This is a genomic window from Pedobacter sp. GSP4 (assembly GCF_051857575.1).
In the GTDB taxonomy this organism is placed as follows: domain Bacteria; phylum Bacteroidota; class Bacteroidia; order Sphingobacteriales; family Sphingobacteriaceae; genus Pedobacter.
Genome location: NZ_JBPZIR010000001.1, coordinates 737357 through 757878, shown reverse-complemented (window position 1 = coordinate 757878; position 20522 = coordinate 737357). Strand labels below are relative to the sequence as shown.

At 40.6% G+C, this 20522-nt stretch carries 15 protein-coding genes; 12 read left to right on the top strand and 3 right to left on the bottom strand.

What is annotated here, in order from left to right; translation table 11 throughout:
- Window positions 1–25: 25 nt before the first annotated feature.
- The 5 genes from ACS5PU_RS03085 to ACS5PU_RS03065 all read left to right on the top strand — a co-directional run bounded on the left by ACS5PU_RS03085 (window position 26) and on the right by ACS5PU_RS03065 (window position 8141).
- Window positions 26–1714 (top strand): glucoamylase family protein, encoded by a 1689-nt coding sequence (locus tag ACS5PU_RS03085; protein WP_439457799.1) that lies wholly within the window; start codon window positions 26–28, stop codon window positions 1712–1714.
- 15 nt (window positions 1715–1729) lie between these two features.
- Entirely contained in the window at window positions 1730–3097 is a 1368-nt protein-coding gene (locus ACS5PU_RS03080) for a glucoamylase family protein (protein WP_439457798.1), read from the top strand.
- A gap of 65 nt (window positions 3098–3162) precedes the next feature.
- A complete protein-coding gene (locus ACS5PU_RS03075; protein ID WP_439457797.1) occupies window positions 3163–4902 on the top strand; it encodes a family 43 glycosylhydrolase in 1740 nt (579 codons plus the stop codon).
- A 94-nt stretch (window positions 4903–4996) separates the two neighbouring features.
- Entirely contained in the window at window positions 4997–7294 is a 2298-nt protein-coding gene (gene bglX / locus ACS5PU_RS03070) for a beta-glucosidase BglX (RefSeq protein WP_439457796.1), read from the top strand.
- A gap of 67 nt (window positions 7295–7361) precedes the next feature.
- The gene (locus ACS5PU_RS03065) at window positions 7362–8141 is read left to right on the top strand and encodes a prolyl oligopeptidase family serine peptidase (protein WP_439457795.1); all 780 of its coding nucleotides are present in this window, start codon (window positions 7362–7364) and stop codon (window positions 8139–8141) included.
- Window positions 8142–8359: 218 nt separating this feature from the next.
- On the opposite strand, the gene ACS5PU_RS03060 is transcribed toward ACS5PU_RS03065, so the two are convergent.
- The 3 genes from ACS5PU_RS03060 to ACS5PU_RS03050 all read right to left on the bottom strand — a co-directional run bounded on the left by ACS5PU_RS03060 (window position 8360) and on the right by ACS5PU_RS03050 (window position 10668).
- Window positions 8360–8758: a transposase gene (locus ACS5PU_RS03060; protein ID WP_439457794.1), complete on the bottom strand. Its 399-nt coding sequence runs from the start codon at window positions 8756–8758 to the stop codon at window positions 8360–8362.
- Window positions 8759–8894: 136 nt separating this feature from the next.
- Window positions 8895–9623 (bottom strand): YebC/PmpR family DNA-binding transcriptional regulator, encoded by a 729-nt coding sequence (locus ACS5PU_RS03055; RefSeq protein WP_439457793.1) that lies wholly within the window; start codon window positions 9621–9623, stop codon window positions 8895–8897.
- Between the two features lie 100 nt (window positions 9624–9723).
- Entirely contained in the window at window positions 9724–10668 is a 945-nt protein-coding gene (locus ACS5PU_RS03050) for an NAD-dependent epimerase/dehydratase family protein (protein WP_439457792.1), read from the bottom strand.
- 253 nt (window positions 10669–10921) lie between these two features.
- Here ACS5PU_RS03050 and ACS5PU_RS03045 point away from each other — a divergent pair, with 253 nt between their 5' ends.
- The 7 genes from ACS5PU_RS03045 to ACS5PU_RS03015 all read left to right on the top strand — a co-directional run bounded on the left by ACS5PU_RS03045 (window position 10922) and on the right by ACS5PU_RS03015 (window position 20522).
- The gene (locus ACS5PU_RS03045; protein ID WP_439457791.1) at window positions 10922–11482 is read left to right on the top strand and encodes a sigma-70 family RNA polymerase sigma factor; all 561 of its coding nucleotides are present in this window, start codon (window positions 10922–10924) and stop codon (window positions 11480–11482) included.
- A 106-nt stretch (window positions 11483–11588) separates the two neighbouring features.
- The gene (locus tag ACS5PU_RS03040) at window positions 11589–12611 is read left to right on the top strand and encodes a FecR family protein (RefSeq protein ID WP_439457790.1); all 1023 of its coding nucleotides are present in this window, start codon (window positions 11589–11591) and stop codon (window positions 12609–12611) included.
- Window positions 12612–12806: 195 nt separating this feature from the next.
- Window positions 12807–15737 (top strand): TonB-dependent receptor domain-containing protein, encoded by a 2931-nt coding sequence (locus ACS5PU_RS03035; RefSeq protein WP_439457789.1) that lies wholly within the window; start codon window positions 12807–12809, stop codon window positions 15735–15737.
- 49 nt (window positions 15738–15786) lie between these two features.
- A complete protein-coding gene (locus ACS5PU_RS03030) occupies window positions 15787–16692 on the top strand; it encodes a sugar phosphate isomerase/epimerase family protein (protein ID WP_439457788.1) in 906 nt (301 codons plus the stop codon).
- A 278-nt stretch (window positions 16693–16970) separates the two neighbouring features.
- Window positions 16971–17555, top strand: a complete 585-nt coding sequence (locus ACS5PU_RS03025) for a gluconate 2-dehydrogenase subunit 3 family protein (protein ID WP_439457787.1) — start codon at window positions 16971–16973, stop codon at window positions 17553–17555.
- Between the two features lie 24 nt (window positions 17556–17579).
- Entirely contained in the window at window positions 17580–19280 is a 1701-nt protein-coding gene (locus ACS5PU_RS03020) for a GMC oxidoreductase (RefSeq protein WP_439457786.1), read from the top strand.
- A gap of 84 nt (window positions 19281–19364) precedes the next feature.
- Window positions 19365–20522, top strand: a complete 1158-nt coding sequence (locus ACS5PU_RS03015; protein WP_439457785.1) for a Gfo/Idh/MocA family protein — start codon at window positions 19365–19367, stop codon at window positions 20520–20522.

Below are 20522 nucleotides of genomic sequence, written 5' to 3'. Positions count from 1 at the left end.
CATGTGCTTATTCAAAAATCTATCAATGTTAAAAACACAGCTACTTAACAATTCGCTCAAAGCAAAACTTTTTTATCTGCCGGCAGCCATTGCAATGCTTTTAATTTTCAGTTGCAAAAAAAACGGTAACGTATCTCCAAGCGTAAATGATACAAGCCTATCATTTACCGTTAATGATAAATATAATGGCACATTAATTTATAATGGTTTAAATAATTTACCAGAAGTAAAAATTAACCTTACTGAACCTGTTAATGGTTCAACCATAGCTGAAGCGGTTAAATTAACCGACGCTAACGGAATAGCTATTCCCTACAACCAACAATTGCAAAACTCCGATAAAACAATTGTAATTGTCCCTAAAACTGCACTTTCATCCTTTGCAACATATACTTTAATTATCAGTGGAGCCCTAAAATCTTCAACAAATGGAAAGTTGATTAATCCTGTAACCATTAGCCTGGGCATTGGATTAGACGATACCGATAAATTTGCCCGCATTAGCGACGATGAGCTGCTAACCCTTGTTCAAAAACAAACCTTTAAATATTTCTGGGATTTTGGCCACCCTACAAGCGGCCTGGCAAGAGAAAGAAACACCTCAGGAAATACCGTTACTTCTGGTGGCTCGGGCTTTGGAATTATGGCCCTGATAACTGGCATCAGCCGTAATTTTATCAGTAGGGCCGATGGATTGGCCAGGATACAGAAAATGGTATCTTTCTTAAAAACAGCTGAGCGTTTTCATGGGGCTTACCCACACTGGTTGGATGGAAATACCGGCAAAGTAATTCCGTTCAGTGTAAAAGATAATGGCGGCGACTTGGTAGAAACTTCTTTTTTAATGGCTGGTTTAATTACTGCTAGGCAATATTTTAATGGAGCAGATGCTGCCGAAACGACATTAAGAACTGATATTAACAACATCTACAACGGTGTTGAGTGGAGCTGGTACCGTAAAGACAACAGCAATACCCTGTACTGGCATTGGAGCCCAAACTATAACTGGGATATGAATTTACCCATTAAAGGCTGGAACGAATGCTTAATTACCTATGTAATGGCCGCCGCCTCTCCTACTTTCTCCATTCCTAAAACTGTTTACGATAACGGTTGGGCACAAAACGGCGCCATGAAAAACGGCAACAGTTATTATGGCGTTCAACTGCCATTGGGTACGGCCAATAGCGGACCTTTATTTTTCTCCCATTATTCTTTTATGGGCATTAATCCAACAGGTTTAACCGATGCCTATGCCAATTACGAAACGCAGACCAAGGCACATAGCTTAATCAATTATAACTATTGTAAAGCCAACCCATTAGGCAATTATGGTTACGGCGAAAACTGCTGGGGTTTAACGGCAAGCGACATTCCAAACGGATATACGGCCAGTTCGCCTGGTAACGATGTTGGTGTAATTGCACCAACTGCTGCATTATCTTCTATGGCTTATACCCCAACCGAATCGATGCAGGCACTTAGATATTTTTATTATAAACTGGGCAATAAAACCTGGGGCGATTACGGCTTTTACGATGCTTTTTCTTTAAAAGACCAGTGGTTTGCCTCTTCTACCCTAGCGATAGACCAAGGGCCGATTGTGGTGATGATTGAAAATTATAGAACCAAACTGATCTGGAACTTATTTATGAGTGCCCCCGAAATTAAATCCGGTATGAAAGGCCTCGGTTTTAGCGGTCCAAACCTTTAACATTACAACACACAAATGAAGTTTAAATTTCAACACATATTTCTTTTTTCGCTGGTACTGATTTCATGTACATCCTGTGCCCAGGAAGAAAAGCAATCCTATAACCCCGATCTCAGCATTAAGAAAAATTTAACTGACGATCAGCTTTTGGATCTGGTACAAAAACAAACCTTTCAATATTTCTGGGATGGTGCAGAACCAACATCCGGAGCAGGTAGAGAGCGTTACCATGTTGATAATGTTTATCCCGAAAACGATAAAAGTACGGTGGCTACAGGAGCTACCGGCTTTGGCTTAATGGCCATTTTAAGCGGAATTGACAGGGGCTATGTAACTAAAAAGGATGGACTGAATAGGTTAAACAAAATACTTGATTTCTTGGCTAAAGCAGACCGCTTTCATGGAGCATGGTCGCATTGGATATATGGCGAAACCGGAAAAGTACGCCCTTTTGGCCGAAAAGATAATGGTGGCGATTTAGTAGAAACTTCGTTTGTTGCACAGGCCCTAATCTGCATTGATGCGTATTATAAAAACGGAACCGCAGCAGAAAAAGCTGTGGCCAAAAAAGCAGATGAACTTTGGAAAGGAATCGATTTTAACTGGTACCGCAATGGAGGTCAAAACGTATTGTACTGGCACTGGTCGCCAGAATATAAATGGGAAATGAATTTCCCCGTTAAAGGTTATAACGAATGTCTAATCATGTATGTTTTGGCGGCCTCCTCTCCAACACATACCGTTCCGGCCGAAGTTTACCATCAGGGCTGGGCCAGAAATGGTGAAATTAAAACCAAGTTCGAAGTTTATGGTCATCCCTTCACGTTAGACTATCAAGGACAGAAAAACTCAGTTGGTCCATTATTCTGGGCGCATTACTCGTACTTGGGGTTAAACCCAAAGGGCTTAAAAGACCGTTATGCCGATTACTGGCAAAACAATGTAAACCATACACTGGCCATCCACGATTATTGTGTGGCCAACCCTAAAGGATTTAAAGGTTACGGCGAAAACAACTGGGGCTTAACTGCCAGTTATTCAGTTAAAGGCTACGCAGCGCATAATCCACAGGAAGATTTTGGCGTAATTTCTCCAACTGCGGCCATCTCATCAATCCCCTATACACCAAAAGAATCCATGAAAGTGATCCGCCATTTATACGAAAACCTGGGCGATAAAGTTTGGGGGAAATATGGTTTCTACGATGCTTTTTCTGAAACAGACAACTGGTACCCAAAAAGATATTTAGGAATAGATCAGGGGCCAATGGTTGTTATGATCGAAAATTATAGATCGAGGTTACTTTGGAAGTTATTTATGAGCAACACCGATGTTCAAAAGGGTTTAACCAAACTTGGATTTGAAAAAAGCACAGATAAATAAAGCTTTGGGCAGATTGAACGCTAAAAATTATCAGGATCATTAAACTGATTCCTAACAACATACACATGAAGCATATTTTACTCATCATATTAAGTTGCATGGCATTAGGGGCTTCGGGCCAGCAAAAAACCTATTGCAACCCGATTAATGTGGATTATGGTTATACACCTTTCGAATCTTTTACCGAATGGGGAAAACACCGCGCCACTGCCGATCCGGTAATTGTAAATTATAAAGGAGATTTTTATCTGTTCAGCACCAATCAATGGGGTTACTGGCACAGCCCAGATATGTTGAACTGGAAATTTGTGGAAAGAAAATTTCTCCGCCCATGGAACAAAACCAAAGATGAACTCTGCGCGCCAGGCGTGGGCATTGTTGGGGATACGATGGTGGTTTTTGGCAGTACTTACACCAAAAACTTTACGCTTTGGGGCAGTACCGATCCAAAAGGTAACAAATGGTTCCCACTGGTCGATTCGCTAGAAATTGGTGGTTGGGATCCTTCTTTTTTTACCGATGATGATGGAAGGTTTTACATGTACAACGGAAGTAGCAACAACTACCCTATGTACGGTGTAGAGCTGGATAGGAAAACCTTTAAGCCCAAAGGAACACGTACCCCAATGTACCTGCTGCAAAGCTGGCGGTATGGCTGGCAACGCTTTGGCGAATACATGGACGATACTTTTCTCGATCCCTTTGCCGAAGGCGCCTGGATGACCAAGCACAACAACAAGTACTATTTCCAGTATGGCGCACCCGGAACCGAGTTCAGTGGCTATGCTGACGGGGTTGTGGTTGGCAGTAAGCCGCTTTTTGATGGTATTCAGGCTACACCGCAATCCGATCCCTTGAGTTATAAGGGCGGAGGATTTTCTCGCGGAGCTGGTCATGGGGCAACCTTTCAGGATAATAGCAAAAACTATTGGCACATTTCTACCAGTATTATCTGCGTAAAAAACACGTGGGAACGTAGAATGGGCATTTGGCCAACAGGTTTCGATAAAGATGATGTAATGTGGACCAATACCGCATTTGGGGATTATCCACTTTACCTACCTTCCGAAAGGAAAGAAAATGGGCCCGCAGGACCAGGCTGGATGTTAATCAATTACAAAAAACCGGTAACCGTTTCTTCAACACTGGGCGGTTTTCAGGCCAACAATGCAGTTGACGAAAGCATAAAAACCTATTGGAGCGCTAAAACAGCAAACAATGGCGAATGGATACAAACCGATTTGGGCAGCTTGGCCACTGTTAATGCGATTCAGATCAATTATGCAGATCAGGATGCCGAATTTATTGGTAAGCAGATAGGTATTTTTCATCAATATAAAATCCTTTCCTCTACTGATGGTAAAAAATGGACGGTTTTGGTTGATAAAAGTCAGAATAAAACGGATGTACCGCACGATTATATCGAGCTTCCGAAGGCTGTAAAAACCAGGTTCATCAAAATGGTAAATATCCATATGCCAACAGGAAAATTTGCCATTAGTGGCCTGCGTGTTTTTGGCAATGGAAATGGAGAAAAGCCTGGGCAGGTAAAAAACCTAATTGTATTGCGAACCGAAAAAGACAAGCGCAGTGCCTATATCAAATGGCAGCCTGTTGATAATGCATTTGCCTACAACCTGTATTACGGAACAGCTGCCGATAAACTTTACAACTGCATTATGATCCACGATTTTAACGAATACTGGTTTAAGGCAATGGATAGCCAAAAACCATATTATTTCACTATCGAGGCCATAAATGAGAATGGCGTTTCGGCTAAAACCGAAGTAAAAAAAGTTGATTAAAATAAATAGCTCACGGGCGTTTCTAACGCGCGTGGAAATAGTTAATCGTTTGTAACGAAAACACGATAAGAAAAAAGAATAAAATACACATACAATGAATAGAGCGAATATCCTGGTTGTTTTTTTAACCCTGTTTGTACTGAACGGATCAGCACAAACTAAAAAACCTGTTTCGGCTGATGAGGCCAAGATGAATACCTTCATCAATAACCTCATGGCGAAGATGACGGTTGATGAAAAAATTGGTCAATTGAATTTGCCCAGTTCTGGTGATATTACCACCGGACAGGCCAATAGCAGTGATATTGGTAAAAAGATCAGAGAAGGTCAGGTGGGCGGTTTGTTCAACATCAAGGGTGTCGAAAAAATAAGGGCGGTACAAAAGGTTGCAGTAGAAAACAGCAGGATGAAAATTCCATTGCTATTTGGAATGGATGTAATTCATGGCTATAACACTGTTTTTCCAATCCCTTTGGGCATGAGTGCTACCTGGGATATGGAAGCTGTACAAAAATCGGCAAGGGTTGCTGCTATCGAGGCCAGTGCCAGTGGTATTAACTGGACCTTCTCTCCTATGGTCGATATCTCACGCGATCCGCGCTGGGGAAGAATTTCGGAAGGAAACGGAGAAGATGCTTACCTCGGCTCTAAAATCGCAGCAGCCATGGTTAAAGGTTATCAAGGTAAACTTCAGGCCAATAACGAAATTTTAGCCTGTGTAAAACACTATGCCCTATACGGAGCTGCCGAAGGTGGAAGAGATTACAACACAACAGATATGAGCAAAGTGAGGATGTACAATGAGTACTTACCACCTTACAAAGCAGCTGTTGATGCCGGTGCAGCGAGTATTATGGCTTCATTTAACGAAGTTGATGGAATACCCGCAACGGGGAGTAAGTGGCTTATGACAGAGGTTTTACGCAACCAATGGGGCTTTAAAGGCTTCGTAGTAACCGATTATACCGGTATACCTGAGATGATTGCACATGGCATGGGCGATCTGCAAACCGTTTCTGCCCTGGCCTTAAATGCCGGCGTAGATATGGATATGGTTGGAGAAGGCTTTTTGGGCACGTTAAAAAAATCGCTTGCCGAAAAGAAAGTGAACATTGATCAAATTAACCGCGCCTGTCGCTTAATTCTACAGGCAAAATATAAATTGGGCCTATTTACCGATCCATATAAATTCTGCGATGCACAAAGGGCTGAGAAAGAAGTTTTCAGTCCAGAAAACCGCCAGGTAGCACGCCAAATTGCAGCAGAAAGCTTTGTACTCTTAAAAAATAACAATAACATTTTACCGCTTAAAAAATCGGGCACCATCGGTTTAATTGGTCCATTGGCCGATAATACCGCCAATATGTACGGCACCTGGAGTGTTGCAGCTTTATTTGATAAATCGGTAACTGTACTTCAAGGTTTAAAAAATGCTTTAGGCAACGATGCCAAAATATTAACCGCCCGCGGATCGAACTTCTTAGCCGATTCTGCTTTGGAGCACCGTTATGTAAACATCCACAACCCTACATACAAGCACGATTCACGTTCAGAAGCAGACATGATTAAAGAAGCTTTAGAAGTTGCCAAGAAATCGGATGTAATTTTAGCTACCATAGGCGAAAGTTCTGAATTTACCGGAGAAAGCAGCAGTGTTACCGATATCCAGATTCCTGAAACACAGAAAAACCTGTTAAAAGCTTTGGCTAAAACGGGTAAACCAGTGGTTTTGGTGCTGTTTACAGGCCGTCCGTTAGCATTAAAATGGGAAGAAGAAAATATCCCTGCCATTTTAAATGTTTGGTTTCCAGGCAGTGAAGCCGGCAGCGCCATTGCTGATGTACTTTTTGGTGAGGTTAATCCATCGGGAAAATTGAGTGCTACTTTCCCGCAAAATGTTGGTCAGGTGCCACTTTATTATGCACATAAAAATACCGGCCGTCCGTTGGCTGATGGAAAATGGTTTGAAAAATTCCGCTCCAACTATTTGGATGTAAGCAACGATCCATTATATCCTTTCGGTTTCGGTTTAAGTTACACCACTTTTAATTACAGCGATATTAAATTGAGCGCAAATACCTTAGCTAAAGGAAAATCAATTACAGCATCTGTTACCCTCAGCAATACAGGCAAATATGATGGTAAAGAAGTTGTTCAGTTGTACATCAGAGATTTAGTGGGCAGCATTACCCGCCCTGTTAAAGAGCTAAAAGGTTTCCAGAAAGTAAGTTTAAAAGCTGGCGAAAGCAAAACGATTACTTTTAATATCACGGAGAACGATCTTAAATTCTACAATTCAGATTTGAAATTTGTGGCAGAACCTGGCGATTTTAAAGTGTTTATCGGTACGAATTCGCGCGATGTAAAAGAAGCTTCTTTTACACTGAAATAAAGACAATTAGGTTTGGTTATAAACCCTGTGCTATTGCAAAGTAGCCAGGGTTTTCTATTTTTGTTAAATGAAAAAGATTTTTCTCACCATTTGCATTCTTTTTTCGGTACTCTTTTTAAACGCTCAGGATTTTAAAAAATACGACAAGGGAAGTTTTATCAAAGGCAAAGATTCTATTTACTACAGGATCTTATTTCCCGAAAATTTTAACCCGGACGAAAAATATCCAATTATATTCTTTTTGCATGGCAGCGGCGAAAGAGGCAATGATAACGCCAGTCAGTTGGTACATGGCGGAAAACTATTCTTGAAAAGTGATGTGCGCAAGAATTTCCCGGCGATTGTTGTTTTTCCGCAATGTCCCGCAAATGACTTTTGGGCGAATGCCAACTTTGAAAAAGACGCCAAGGGCAAAAGAAAAATCAGTTTTGTTGAAGGTGGCAAGCCGACCAAAATTATGCATGCCCTGCAGGGAATGGTTAAAGATTTCCTCAAAAAACCTTATGTAAACAAAGATCAGGTTTACGTTGGTGGCTTATCAATGGGAGGCATGGGCACTTACGAGCTGTTAAGAAGAGAACGCCGCAAGTTTGCTGCAGCCATAGCCATATGTGGAGGCGATAATACCAACAATATTAAAAAATACCAGAAAACCCCTCTTTGGATTTTCCATGGGGCAAAAGATGATGTAGTGGATCCGGCATTTTCAATTGCCATTGCCGAACGCCTAAAAACTGTTGGCTATGAGGTGAAATTTACGCTTTACCCAAATGCAAACCACAATAGCTGGGATAGCACATTTGCCGAACCGGAGTTGTTGCCTTGGTTGTTTTCGCATAAGAAATAGCTTATTAGACCTCGCAGGTTTTAAAAACCTGCGAGGTCTAAATACAAATACTTATTAACCCTCTAGGTTATCATTAAGTTGTTGATGTTTCTTCTCATGATATTCTTCATAGAAAGACAATCCTCCAAACCAATCAATAACTTTTTTTCTTTTTAAAGATGTAGGCTTATCTGACAATATAGCAGCATAGGAAGAGTATGCATAAGCCCTGAAATCTTTCAATACTCCATGCTTTTGTGGGTTGGAATGAATATAATAGTCAGTTCGGTAATATATGATTCATCCTCTACTTCCTTCCTTTTAAAACGTTCTTCAAAAAGTTTTCCACTACGGTCAAACCTTTTATTATAAGCTTTTGCATAGGCATTAAAGAGATTAGAAAAATTTCTTTCTATGTTCACAGTAATCTTATCTTCCTCTTTTACCCTAATTAAAAGATGAAAATGATTATTTAATAAACAATAGGCAAAAACATCTGCTACAGGTAAAATATATTTCTTTAATAATTTTAGGAAATATAGGTAGTTTGATTCTTCCCGGAATATGATCTCACTATTATTTCCCCTATTGTATATATGATAATAAGTTTCATACGCTAACGGAATTGTCTTGATCATGCTTAAACTTAAATAAATTCTAAGAAAAATCAAATATCAGGTATCCAGACCTCGCAGGTTTTAAAAACCTGCGAGGTCTAAACAAAAAAGGTCCCGATTTTACATCGGGACCTTTTTTATAAAATGCCAAATAAAATTACTCAGCCATATTGTGGTAAACCGCTTGCACATCATCATCCTCTTCCAGTTTATCAATTAGCTTTAAAACATCAGCAGCTTGCTCTTCTGTAACTTCGTGATGAGATAAGGCAATGCGCTCTAATTTAGAGCTTTTTAACTCGATGCCTTTTTCTTCCAATGCTTTTTGTAAAGAGCCGAAGTTTTCGAAAGCACCCTGTGCAACAGCAATATCGTTACCTTCTTCATCAGCCTCAACGTATAGTTCTTCTAAACCTGCATCAATCAATTCGAACTCCAGTTCTTCCAAATCCAAACCATCAACCGGTGCGAAACGGAAAATAGATTTGCGGTTGAAAACAAAATCCAGAGATCCGGTTTTACCCAAAGTACCATTGGTTTTGTTAAAGTAACTGCGAACGTTTGCTACGGTACGGTTGGTATTATCGGTAGCCGTTTCAATTAAAACAGCAACGCCGTGCGGCGCATAACCTTCGTACACAATTTCTTCGTAATTGGCCAACGATTTATCAGATGCACGCTTAATAGCAGCCTCTACCCTATCTTTAGGCATGTTTACGGCTTTCGCATTTTGCATGGCAGTACGCAAACGCGAGTTGGTTTCTGGATGAGGCCCAGACTCCTTAACCGCCATTACAATATCTTTACCAATACGCGTAAACTGAACCGCCATTTTGGCCCAACGCTTAAATTTTCTTTCTTTTCTAAATTCGAATGCTCTTCCCATTTTGTAGTTCTGATTGGTTAACTGTTTAATTGTCCAAATCGGTTAACTGCGCCATACAACGATTTAAACAATTAACCGATTTAAACAGTTAACCAAAATATTATTTTTTTAAATTATTTAACATGTCAATTGTCAGTTTCGATAAATCGAACTCTGGTTTCCATCCCCAATCTTTAGCAGCGTAATTATCGTCGATAGAACGTGGCCAGCTGTTTGCAATCTGCTGACGGGGGTCGTTAGCTGCGTAAGATAAGGTAAAATCTGGAATATGTTTTCTGATTTCGGCAGCCAAAACCTCAGGGGTAAAACTTACGCCGGCAAAATTGTAGCTGCTGCGTACCGAAATCTGATCCGCTGGTGCATCCATCAATTCGATGGTACCGCGGATGGCATCGTCCATGTACATCATCGGCAATTCGGTTTCGGCACTTAAAAAGCTTTGGTAACTTCCTTTTTTCAGCGCATCATGAAAAATATGGATTGCATAATCAGTTGTTCCACCACCCGGAGCAGCTTTCCAGCTAATCAAACCAGGATAACGGATACTGCGTACATCTAATCCGTATTTTTGGTTGTAGTATTCGCACCAACGCTCACCAGCCAATTTACTAATTCCATAAACCGTATTAGGGTCCATTACACAATATTGTGAAGTATTATCTTTTGGCGAATTAGGTCCAAAAACTGCGATTGAACTTGGCCAATACACCTTTGCTGTTTTATACTCTAAAGCTAGATCCAATACGTTTAGCAGGCCGTTCATATTTAAATCCCATGCTAGTTTTGGATTTTGTTCGCCCGTGGCAGATAATAAGGCTGCTAAAAGGTAAACCTGTGTAGGTTTGTATTTTTGAAAAACCCCTTTGATCATGTCTTTATCCAGTACATTCACAAATTCGAACGGTGCAGAATTTTTGATATCGTAATCAGGCCTGCGGATATCGCACGCAACTACATGATCATCGCCATATATTTTACGCAACATGGTTACCAACTCGGTACCAATTTGCCCGTTAGAGCCTAAAACTATAATTTTTTCTTGCATAATTTTTTAGAGATTGAGCAAAGGTAAAAAAATGAGATAATATGAAGAAAGGTTAATCGGTTAATTGTACTTGTAAACTGATTAAGGATTGTTAAATTGTGAATGGCTAACTGAATTGCATAATTTTGAGTTATAAACGGATATAAACGCGGTACGCCTAGCGCTGTACGCTAAACCTTCCTACAATTGAACAATCAAATAACATTAATTTTATTACATTTACGATAAGAATCCCGAATAACCAAATAAAGAAATGACTCCCTTTGAGCCTCAGAAATCTGAAGATTTACTGGTTCGCCTTAAATTAGGCGACAAACAGGCTTACGAAAAAATATATTTCACCTATAGCAAAGAGTTATTATTGGCCGCTTATAAAAAAACGGGCGATAAAGTTATTGCAGAAGAGCTGGTCCAAAATATATTTATCTCCCTATGGGAAAAACGGCTGGAAATACAGATCAACAATTTACAGGCCTATCTGTTCGGTGCACTAAAACTAAGTGTAATTAACCACATTCGCAGTTTGGTTATGGAGAACAGGTATATGGAATACCAAAGCCTAAACTACTCAGAAAATCACCACGATACATCCAACCTGGTAGCGCTCCACGATCTCTCTTCCATCATTGAGGAGGGCATTAACTCCTTGCCCGAAAAAACGCAGGAAGTTTTTAGGCTCAGCCGCTATCAGCACCAATCTACCAAAGATATTGCCACGGGGTTAAACATCTCTGAAAAAGCAGTAGAATACCACATCACCCGCTCAATTAAAAGAATAAAAGAATATATTAAAAATTTCTATATCTTTTTATAACTGATTATCAGTTAATTACAAATAATATCATCTTTTTTATCTTTCACCTTTAGGGCTTAGCCTCCTTTGTGTTACTTGTATAGTATAAAGCCAAATATTCTTTCTTATGGATCAGAAATCATTCTACGATTTGCTCAGCCGTTACGAAAACGGAAATTGTACCGAAGCCGAAAAACTTTGGGTTGATAAATGGTACCATAATTTAAATAGCAAGAATTTTAAAGACCTATCTTCAACCGCACTCGAAGAAATGCAGGCGAATACCTGGCTTAACATTAATAATGCTGAGCAAAAACCTTCACCAGCAGTAAAGGTTAAAAAGCTTTGGCCAAAATTTGCCATTGCTGCATCTATAGCCATTGCTTTTTTAATTGGAGGTTTATATTTCGCCAATTACAATCCGGCAGAACAAGCTTTCATGAGCGAAAACAGCGATTTAAGCTTGATCAGCAAAACCAATGATACTGATCGTCCCATCATTATAGCGCTTAGCGATTCGAGTACTGTAACGCTTAAACCGCAGGCCAATATTATTTATCCAAAGGTTTTTGCTGCCAGTAAAAGAACGGTCTATTTAAAAGGAACGGCTTTCTTTTCGGTAAGCAAAAACCCCAACAGGCCTTTTTATGTGTACAACCAAAAACTGGTGGTACGTGTGCTGGGTACCAGCTTTTGGGTAAAATCATCAACCGATAAAATGCCTGCCCAGGTTGCCGTAAGAACAGGAAAAGTTCAGGTTCAGGAAAATGAAAAAAGCACGCTTTTTGGTTTATCAAAGCAGAAACTGGCCAAACCTATTTTACTTACGCCCAACCAGAAGGGTATTTTTGCCGATCATAATTTAAAGAAAACACTGGTAAGTAAACCTATTCCTTTAGCAGAGGCCTATAATGTACCCACAAGTTTGAGTTATAATTTTAAAGAAGAAAGCGTTAAGGATATTTTCAAAACCTTATCTGAAGCTTACGGAATCGAAATAAAATCTGATAATGAGCAGATTTCCAACTATACCTTTACCGGAGATTTAAGCAAAAAAGGGCTTTATGAGCAGCTCGACCTTATCTGCGGAACCATATCAAGCAAATATTATATCCAGGGAACCAGTATCGTGGTTTCGAATAAAAACTAACCAAAATATATAAAAAACGATGAAGAAAAACCAAAACACCAACAGCCCGTAACCGCGGCCTAATTTTCCATAATATTTTTCTAAAAACAAAGCCGACAATGTGGGGCATTGCCGGCGAGTTAAATACAACGAAATGTATTCATGGTATTCCTATGTCCAATAAATCCAATCATTTAATGAACAATAACCAAATTTATGAAAAAAAATCAACTTATTTCGCTGGCGATATATGCAATGAGAGTTTCGATTTACCAAATACTTGCAATAATAATCTTTACCTGTGGTGCATTTGCCAAAAATGTCGACGCCCAGGAATTTCTGAATAAACCCATTTCGATCAAAGCCGATCAAACCGATATTAAAACCATTATCGAAAAAACAGAACTTTTAGCCAATGTAAAGTTTGTTTACAGTCCACAACTGATCAATTCAGACCGTAAAGTTTCCATCAATGTGGTTAACCAAAAGCTTAAATACTTTCTTGAGAATTCGCTAAAACGTTATGACGTGGGATATAGGATAGTTAAAGATCAGATTCTGCTCTATTCTATTCCCGCTAATAACAACCTCGAACTGTTAAAATCTTTCGAGGGCATTGTTACCGGAAAAGTAACTGATAGTAAAGGCAATGCCATTCCGGGGGTATCAGTTACCGTAAAAGGAAAAGCTATCGGCACTACAACAGATGAAAACGGTAACTTCTCGCTAAAGGGCCTTACCGTTGATAGCCGTGTGCTCGTGGTTAGGTATGTGGGCTACATCTCTAAAGAAGTAAACCTATCGGCAGGCAATGCCGACGAAAACCTGAGCATCAGCCTATCAGAAGATAACCTGCAACTGGAAAGTGTGATGGTAACCGGTGGTAACCCAAAGAAAAAACTCGAAAGCAGCGTGGCCCTAACCTCGGTAAGCAATAAAGACATCACCAACAGGGCACCATTAAACAGTACCGATTTATTGAAGGCCATACCTGGTTTAACTGTAGAAAGTACAGGTGGCGATGGTCCGGGTAACGTTTGGGTAAGGGGATTTCCGCAGCAGGGCGGCTACATTTTCTTAGGCATTCAAGAAGATGGCTTACCACTTTTGCCAACAGGTTTTAACACCAACCCATCGGTAGATCAATACTACAAAACAGATTTAACCATCCAGAATATCGAAGCCGTAAGAGGTGGTAATGCATCCATTATCCAGGCCAATACACCGGGTGCTGTGGTAAACAACATCAGTTATGCCGGTGCCGATAAACAGTATGGCCAATTTAAATTTACAACAGGTTTTTCGCAGGGTTTATACCGTTTTGATGGAAACACCGGTGGTAAAATAAACAACCTGATTAAATACAACATCGGTGGCTTTTACCGTACCGATAACGGTGTGGTAGATCAAGGCTTCAATCCGGCCAATCAAGGTGGGCAGATTAAAGGCAACATGACTTTTAGTTTCAAAAACAATAAGGGCTTTATCAGGGTATACGGTAAATACCTGAATGATAAGGTTCAGTTCCTATTAACAAGCTATTATCCGTACGATGGTACCGGAAAACCGACTACTTACCGCGATTATGATATGGCTTCACAATCTATCGTACCTTTGCAAACCGAATGGAGCTATAACGATCCGGCAACAGGCAACCACAATTTCAGCTTAACAGATGGTATCCATACCAAATTAGGATCGGCTGGTTTTCAGTTCAACTACTTAACAGATGGAGGCTGGCAGATTGTTAACAATTTCCGTTACCAAAATACCCACACCAATTCTACCTACACCGTGCCGGCCGGTATTGCAGCAAGAACCGCAGCTACACCTTATTATTACCCTGGTGGCGCTGTTGCACCGTTTGTTACCGGCGATTATGTAATTACCTCATCGGCCAACGGACAAATTAACAGTGATGTGCAGATTGTTAACTACCTCGATTTAAAGAAAACCATTAAAAACCATAGCTTGGGCATTGGTGCAGGAATCCACCAATATAACCGTGATGATTTGCGTTATGCTTTCCGTTCATTCTCTGAATTTAAAGAGCACCCGAGCATCCTGTTACAATCGCCCACTGCCGCCGAAAGAACCGTTCAGACCAAAAACACCTTTATTGGCGATACGAGAACCTTATCTGCTTATGCCAGTGACGAGATTAAAATCTCTGAAAAATGGCGCTTGGATATCGGTGCAAGGATTGATAACCAGAATGTAAAAGGCGACAGACCATATTATGCCTTAAATGCAAACGGAACCGTAAATACAACTGCAGCAGCTACGTCAAACATTTTAGGTTATACCGCTTACGATGAAACCTTAACCAATTGGGCCGCATCGTTAGGGGCCAATTACAAGATAAACTCAACTTCGAGTATTTTTGCCCGGGCAACCAAAGCTTACAATGCGCCCAATGTTGGCGATTACAATGCCGCCGCTTACAACCCTGCAAATATTAAAAAACGCCCGGTTTATTTAGGGGAGATAGGTTTTAAATATGCTAAAAACAACCTGGCCATTTTCGCCTCAGGAAGTTATTCGGCTATCAAAAACGTATCGTTAACCATCAATGTGCCTACAACTGCTGCCGGCACGCAGGCATTGGTTGCCTTCGGGTCTACCCGTACGTTCAGTGCCGAATACGAAGTATCGTACAAAATTGCCAAACCATTGAGCCTGCGCTTAACCGGAACACTACAGGATTCTAAATACACCGATTACGAAGCATCGACCAAAGGAAATGCAGCGGTACTGGCCGAATTTGGCGACCGCACCTACAGCTTTACAGGTAAAAGGACTGAACGCGTTCCGGTTTTAAATACCGAGCTTGGCGCCAACTACGATTATAAAAACTTCAACTTATATGTAGCTGCAAATTACGTAGGCAGCCGCTTCACCTCTCCTAGCGATAGTTATAGGTTACCAGCTTATGTGGTAATGAAAGCTGGGGCAGGCTATAATTTTACTAAAAAGATTTCAATAAGATTTTGGGCAGACAACTTGTTAAATGCAAAAGTGCTGACAGAGGGCGATGTTCGCGGAGATCAGTTCAGAGATTTCTCGGCCGTAACCCCTGGCACATTGATGATTGGCAGAACATTACTTCAACGTACTTTCTGGGGATCATTGGCTTATTCATTCTAACAAATAAAACCGGGGTTTACGCTCCGGTTTTTTTAATTCTAAAAACATCATGACAACAAGAAGATCATTTTTACAAAAGGCAGGTTTAGCTGGGGCAGCAGCCTTTATAAGTCCATCTATATTTACATCGGCTTTAGCACAGCCCGCAAAACTTTCGAAAATCGGGATCGGCCTCTTTACCCTGCGCGAACAGTTAACAGCCGATGTGAAGGCAACCATAGCCCAAGTGGCCAAAATTGGCTATAACCAGGTGGAAACCTATTACGGCTATCCTGGCAAATATGAAGTTAAAGGCTTTTGGGGACTCGAAGCCAGAGATTTTAATGCTTTATTAAAAGCCAATGGCCTTACCTCGCCCAGCGGGCATTACAATGTAACCGAGTTTTTATCCACCGGAGATGATAAAGTGCTAAAATCGCACATCGAAACTGCTGCTACGGTAGGCCAAAAGTATTTTGTTATTCCTGCCCTACCAACCGATATCAGGGCAAACGGAACATTAGATGATTACAAACGCATGGCCGCAAAATTTAACCAGGCCGCCGAACACTGTCAAAAATCAGGTCTAAAATTAGCCTATCACAACCACAACTTTGAATTTAAAGATCAGGGAAATGGCTTAACAGGCTATGAAATTTTATTAAAAGAAACCGATGCTAAACTGGTGGGTTTTGAGCTGGATATTTTTTGGGCAGTAAATGCAGACTTGGATCCTGTTGATATGTTTAAGAAAAATCCGGGCCGCTACAAAATGTTCCATGTTAAGGATATGGATAAAACAGATAAAGCCGTTTTTGTAGAAGTTGGCTCAGGACGTATAGACTTTAAGCGTATTTTTGCGGCATCAAAACTGGCCGGTGTAGATTATATTTTTACCGAGCAGGATATCATTAAAAAGCAGCCTTACGAGAGTATTGCAGAAAGTTATAACTACATCAAGAAAACACTACTTTAGACAAAAAAGGCCGCAAAAAGCCTACATTTTTGCATTTATTAGTGAATGTTAAACTTATCTGCACTAAATGTACTTTTTACACCAAGTAAAACGAGTACTAAAAGCTGCTTAAAATAGTAATAGAGCCACAAAAAGCACATTATTTAGAATAATTATTCGGAGTAACAATCGCGTTGCGTATCAATAATTTAACGGTAAAAACTTAAGCTTTCCGTTATATTTTTTCTAATATTACTCATTCAACACATAAGTAACCAATATATAAAACCATAAAATCGATGCATAGAAGAGAAGCACTCAAAAACGTTGCATTTTTGTTGGGAGGAGCAATCTCAGCAAGTACAATGGGCGTTTTGTTTGAAAGTTTTACGCTCCCAGAAAACGAAAAAAACTTCGTAAAATATTCTATTGAAGACGAGAAGATTTTTGCAGAGTTTGCTGATGTTATTGTGCCTACTACCAAATCATCTGCCGGTGCAAAAGCTGCAGGATTGGGCAAGTTTATCCCAATGATGATGAAGGACTGTTATCCAGCTACCATGCAAACCTCATTTGCTCAGGGATTTAAAGATCTTAAGGCTAAATCCATGAAAGATTTCGGTAAAAGCTACATTGCTTTAACACCCGCCGACCGTAAAAAACTAATGGTTGATTTAAGGGCTATCGCATTGGCACAAAAGGAAAGCAAATCAGAAGAAAACAAAGATTTGGCTTACTTTTTTGTAACCGCAAGAGATCTGACCTTATTGGGCTATTATTCTTCAGAAATTGGTTGTACCAAAGCAAGGGCATACGTGCTTATTCCAGGCCGTTATGATGGCAATGCGCCTTTAAAACCAGGTCAAAAATCTTGGGCTACCTAATTTCTAAAACAACAACAGAACATCATGAATTTAAATACAAATTTAAAAGCAGAAAATACTTACGATGCTATTGTTATAGGATCGGGGATTAGTGGCGGCTGGGCTGCAAAAGAACTTACCGAAAAAGGCTTGCGCGTGTTGATGCTCGAAAGAGGAATGAACATCGAGCACATTACAGGTTACGAAACCGCAATGAAAAACCCTTGGGATTTTAAACATGCCGGTAAATTAACAGAAGAGCAAAAACGTACCCACCCAGTACAAAAAAGAGATTACCCTTACCAGGAAGCAAACGAAAAATGGTGGGTAAACGATTTAGAGTGCCCTTATACTGAAGATAAACGCTTCGATTGGTACCGCGGTTTCCACGTTGGTGGAAAATCATTAATGTGGGGCCGTCAGAGCTACAGGTTAAGCGATCACAACTTTGAAGATAATGCAAAAGACGGGCATGGCAGTGATTGGCCAATCCGTTATGCCGAGCTTTCGCCATGGTACGATTATGCTGAGCGTTTTGCAGGGATCAGTGGCTCAAAAGAGAACTGGCCTACCTGCCCGGATGGCGAATTTTTACCTCCAATGGATTTAAACATTGTAGAAAAATCGGTAAAAGCACGCGTTGAAGAGCATTATAAAAGAGAACGTATCATTATGATTGGCCGTGTAGCCAACCTTACCGTTCCACATAAAGGCCGTGGCAATTGCCAGTATAGAAATTTATGTAGCCGCGGTTGTCCGTTTGGCGCTTATTTCAGTACCCAGTCTTCTACCCTTCCAGCAGCAATGGCTACCAAACGTTTAACTTTAAGGCCATATTCTATCGTAAACCACATTATTTACGATAAGGATACCAAAAAAGCAAAAGGTGTAATGGTAATTGATGCCGAAACCAACAAAACGATGGAGTTTTATGCGAAAATCATTTTCGTAAACGGATCTACCTTAGGCTCAACCTTTGTTTTGTTAAATTCGACATCAGAAGCACATCCAAATGGTTTAGGTAATGGTAGTGGACAGTTAGGGCACAACTTAATGGATCACCATTTCCGTTGTGGAGCATCGGGTGAAGCTGAAGGTTTTGACGATAAATATACCTACGGCCGCCGTGCAAACGGAATTTACGTACCTAGGTACCAAAATATCGGTAACGATAAACGCGATTATTTACGTGGTTTTGGTTATCAGGGCGGTGCAAGCAGAAGCAACTGGCAAAACGATGTGGCTGAGCTATCGTTTGGTGCAGACCTGAAAGAAAAAATGACCAAACCGGGCAAATGGACCATGGGCCTTGGCGGTTTCGGCGAAATGCTGCCTTACTACGAAAACAAGGTTTATATCGACCACAACAAAAAAGATAAATGGGGACAGCCGGTATTGGCAATTGATTGCGAATACAAAGAGAACGAGAAAAAAATGCGTGTAGACATGATGAACGATGCAGCCGAAATGTTAGAAAAGGCAGGCATGAAAAACATCAAAACTTACGATAATGGCTGCTATCCAGGTATGGCTATCCACGAAATGGGAACCGCCAGAATGGGTAACGATCCAAAAACATCTGTTTTGAATAAATGGAACCAGATGCACGAAGTGAATAACGTTTTCGTAACCGATGGTTCTTGTATGCCATCTATTGCGTGCCAAAACCCATCATTAACTTTTATGGCCCTTACCGCACGTGCCGCAGATTACGCTGTTAAAGAATTAAAGAAAAAGAACATCTAGAAAGGTTTAAGGTGAAAGGTTTAAGGTGTAGGATTTTATTTCCCTATGCCCTAAGCCTTTAACCCTATGCCCCATACCTCAAAAATGAAAAGAAAATTAAGAATGGGCATGATAGGCGGTGGAAAAGACGCTTTTATCGGTGCCGTACACCGCTTGGCTGCCAATATGGATGGCCTAATCGAATTATCTGCCGGAGCTTTAAGTGTAAACCCTGAAATCGGGTACGAATCGGGTAAACTGCTTTTCCTTCCCGATAATAGAATTTACAGCAATTACGAAGAAATGCTGACCAAGGAAAGTGAGCTGCCAGCAGATGAAAGAATTGATTTTGTTACCATTGTTACCCCAAACTTTGCCCACTTTGCACCGGCAATGATGGCCTTGGATAAAGGTTTTAACGTGGTGATAGAAAAACCAATGACTTTAACCCTTGAAGAAGCAAAACAGCTAAAAGCAAAAGTTGAAGAAACTGGCTTAACGCTTTGCCTAACCCATACCTACTCGGGCTACCCAATGGTTAAACAGGCCAAGCAAATGGTTAGCGAAGGTGCTTTAGGCGCTATCAGAAAAATCATGGTAGAATATCCACAGGGCTGGTTAAGCACCCTTTCAGAACGTGAGGGAAATGCACAGGCTGCCTGGCGTACTGATCCATCTAAAACCGGAAAAAGCGGTAGCATGGGCGATATCGGAACACACGCTGCACACCTGGCAGAGTATATCTCGGGATTAAAAATCACTAAAATCTGTGCTGATTTAAGTATTGTTGTTCCGGGCAGGGCTATTGATGATGACGGTAACGTACTGTTAAAATTCGACAACGGAAGCAACGGGGTTCTTGTAGCTTCGCAAATTGCTGCCGGAGAAGAAAATGCATTAAAAATTAAAGTTTATGGCGAAAAAGGGGGCTTAGAGTGGCACCAAATGGAACCGAATACCTTAATTGTTAAATGGTTAACGGCACCAGCTCAGATTTACAGAACCGGAAACGGTTATATAGGCAGTTATGCGCAGCACAATACCCGCACACCAGGAGGCCACCCAGAAGGTTATTTAGAAGCATTTGCCAATATTTATAAAAACTTTGCACTTACAGTTGATGCCAAGTTGAACAATGAGCAGCCTACGCCAGAAATGCTCGATTTTCCAAATGCCGAAGATGGTATCAGAGGAATGGCATTTATCGAAAATGTAGTGGCTTCAAGTCAATCAGATCAAAAGTGGTTCGATTATAAATTATAA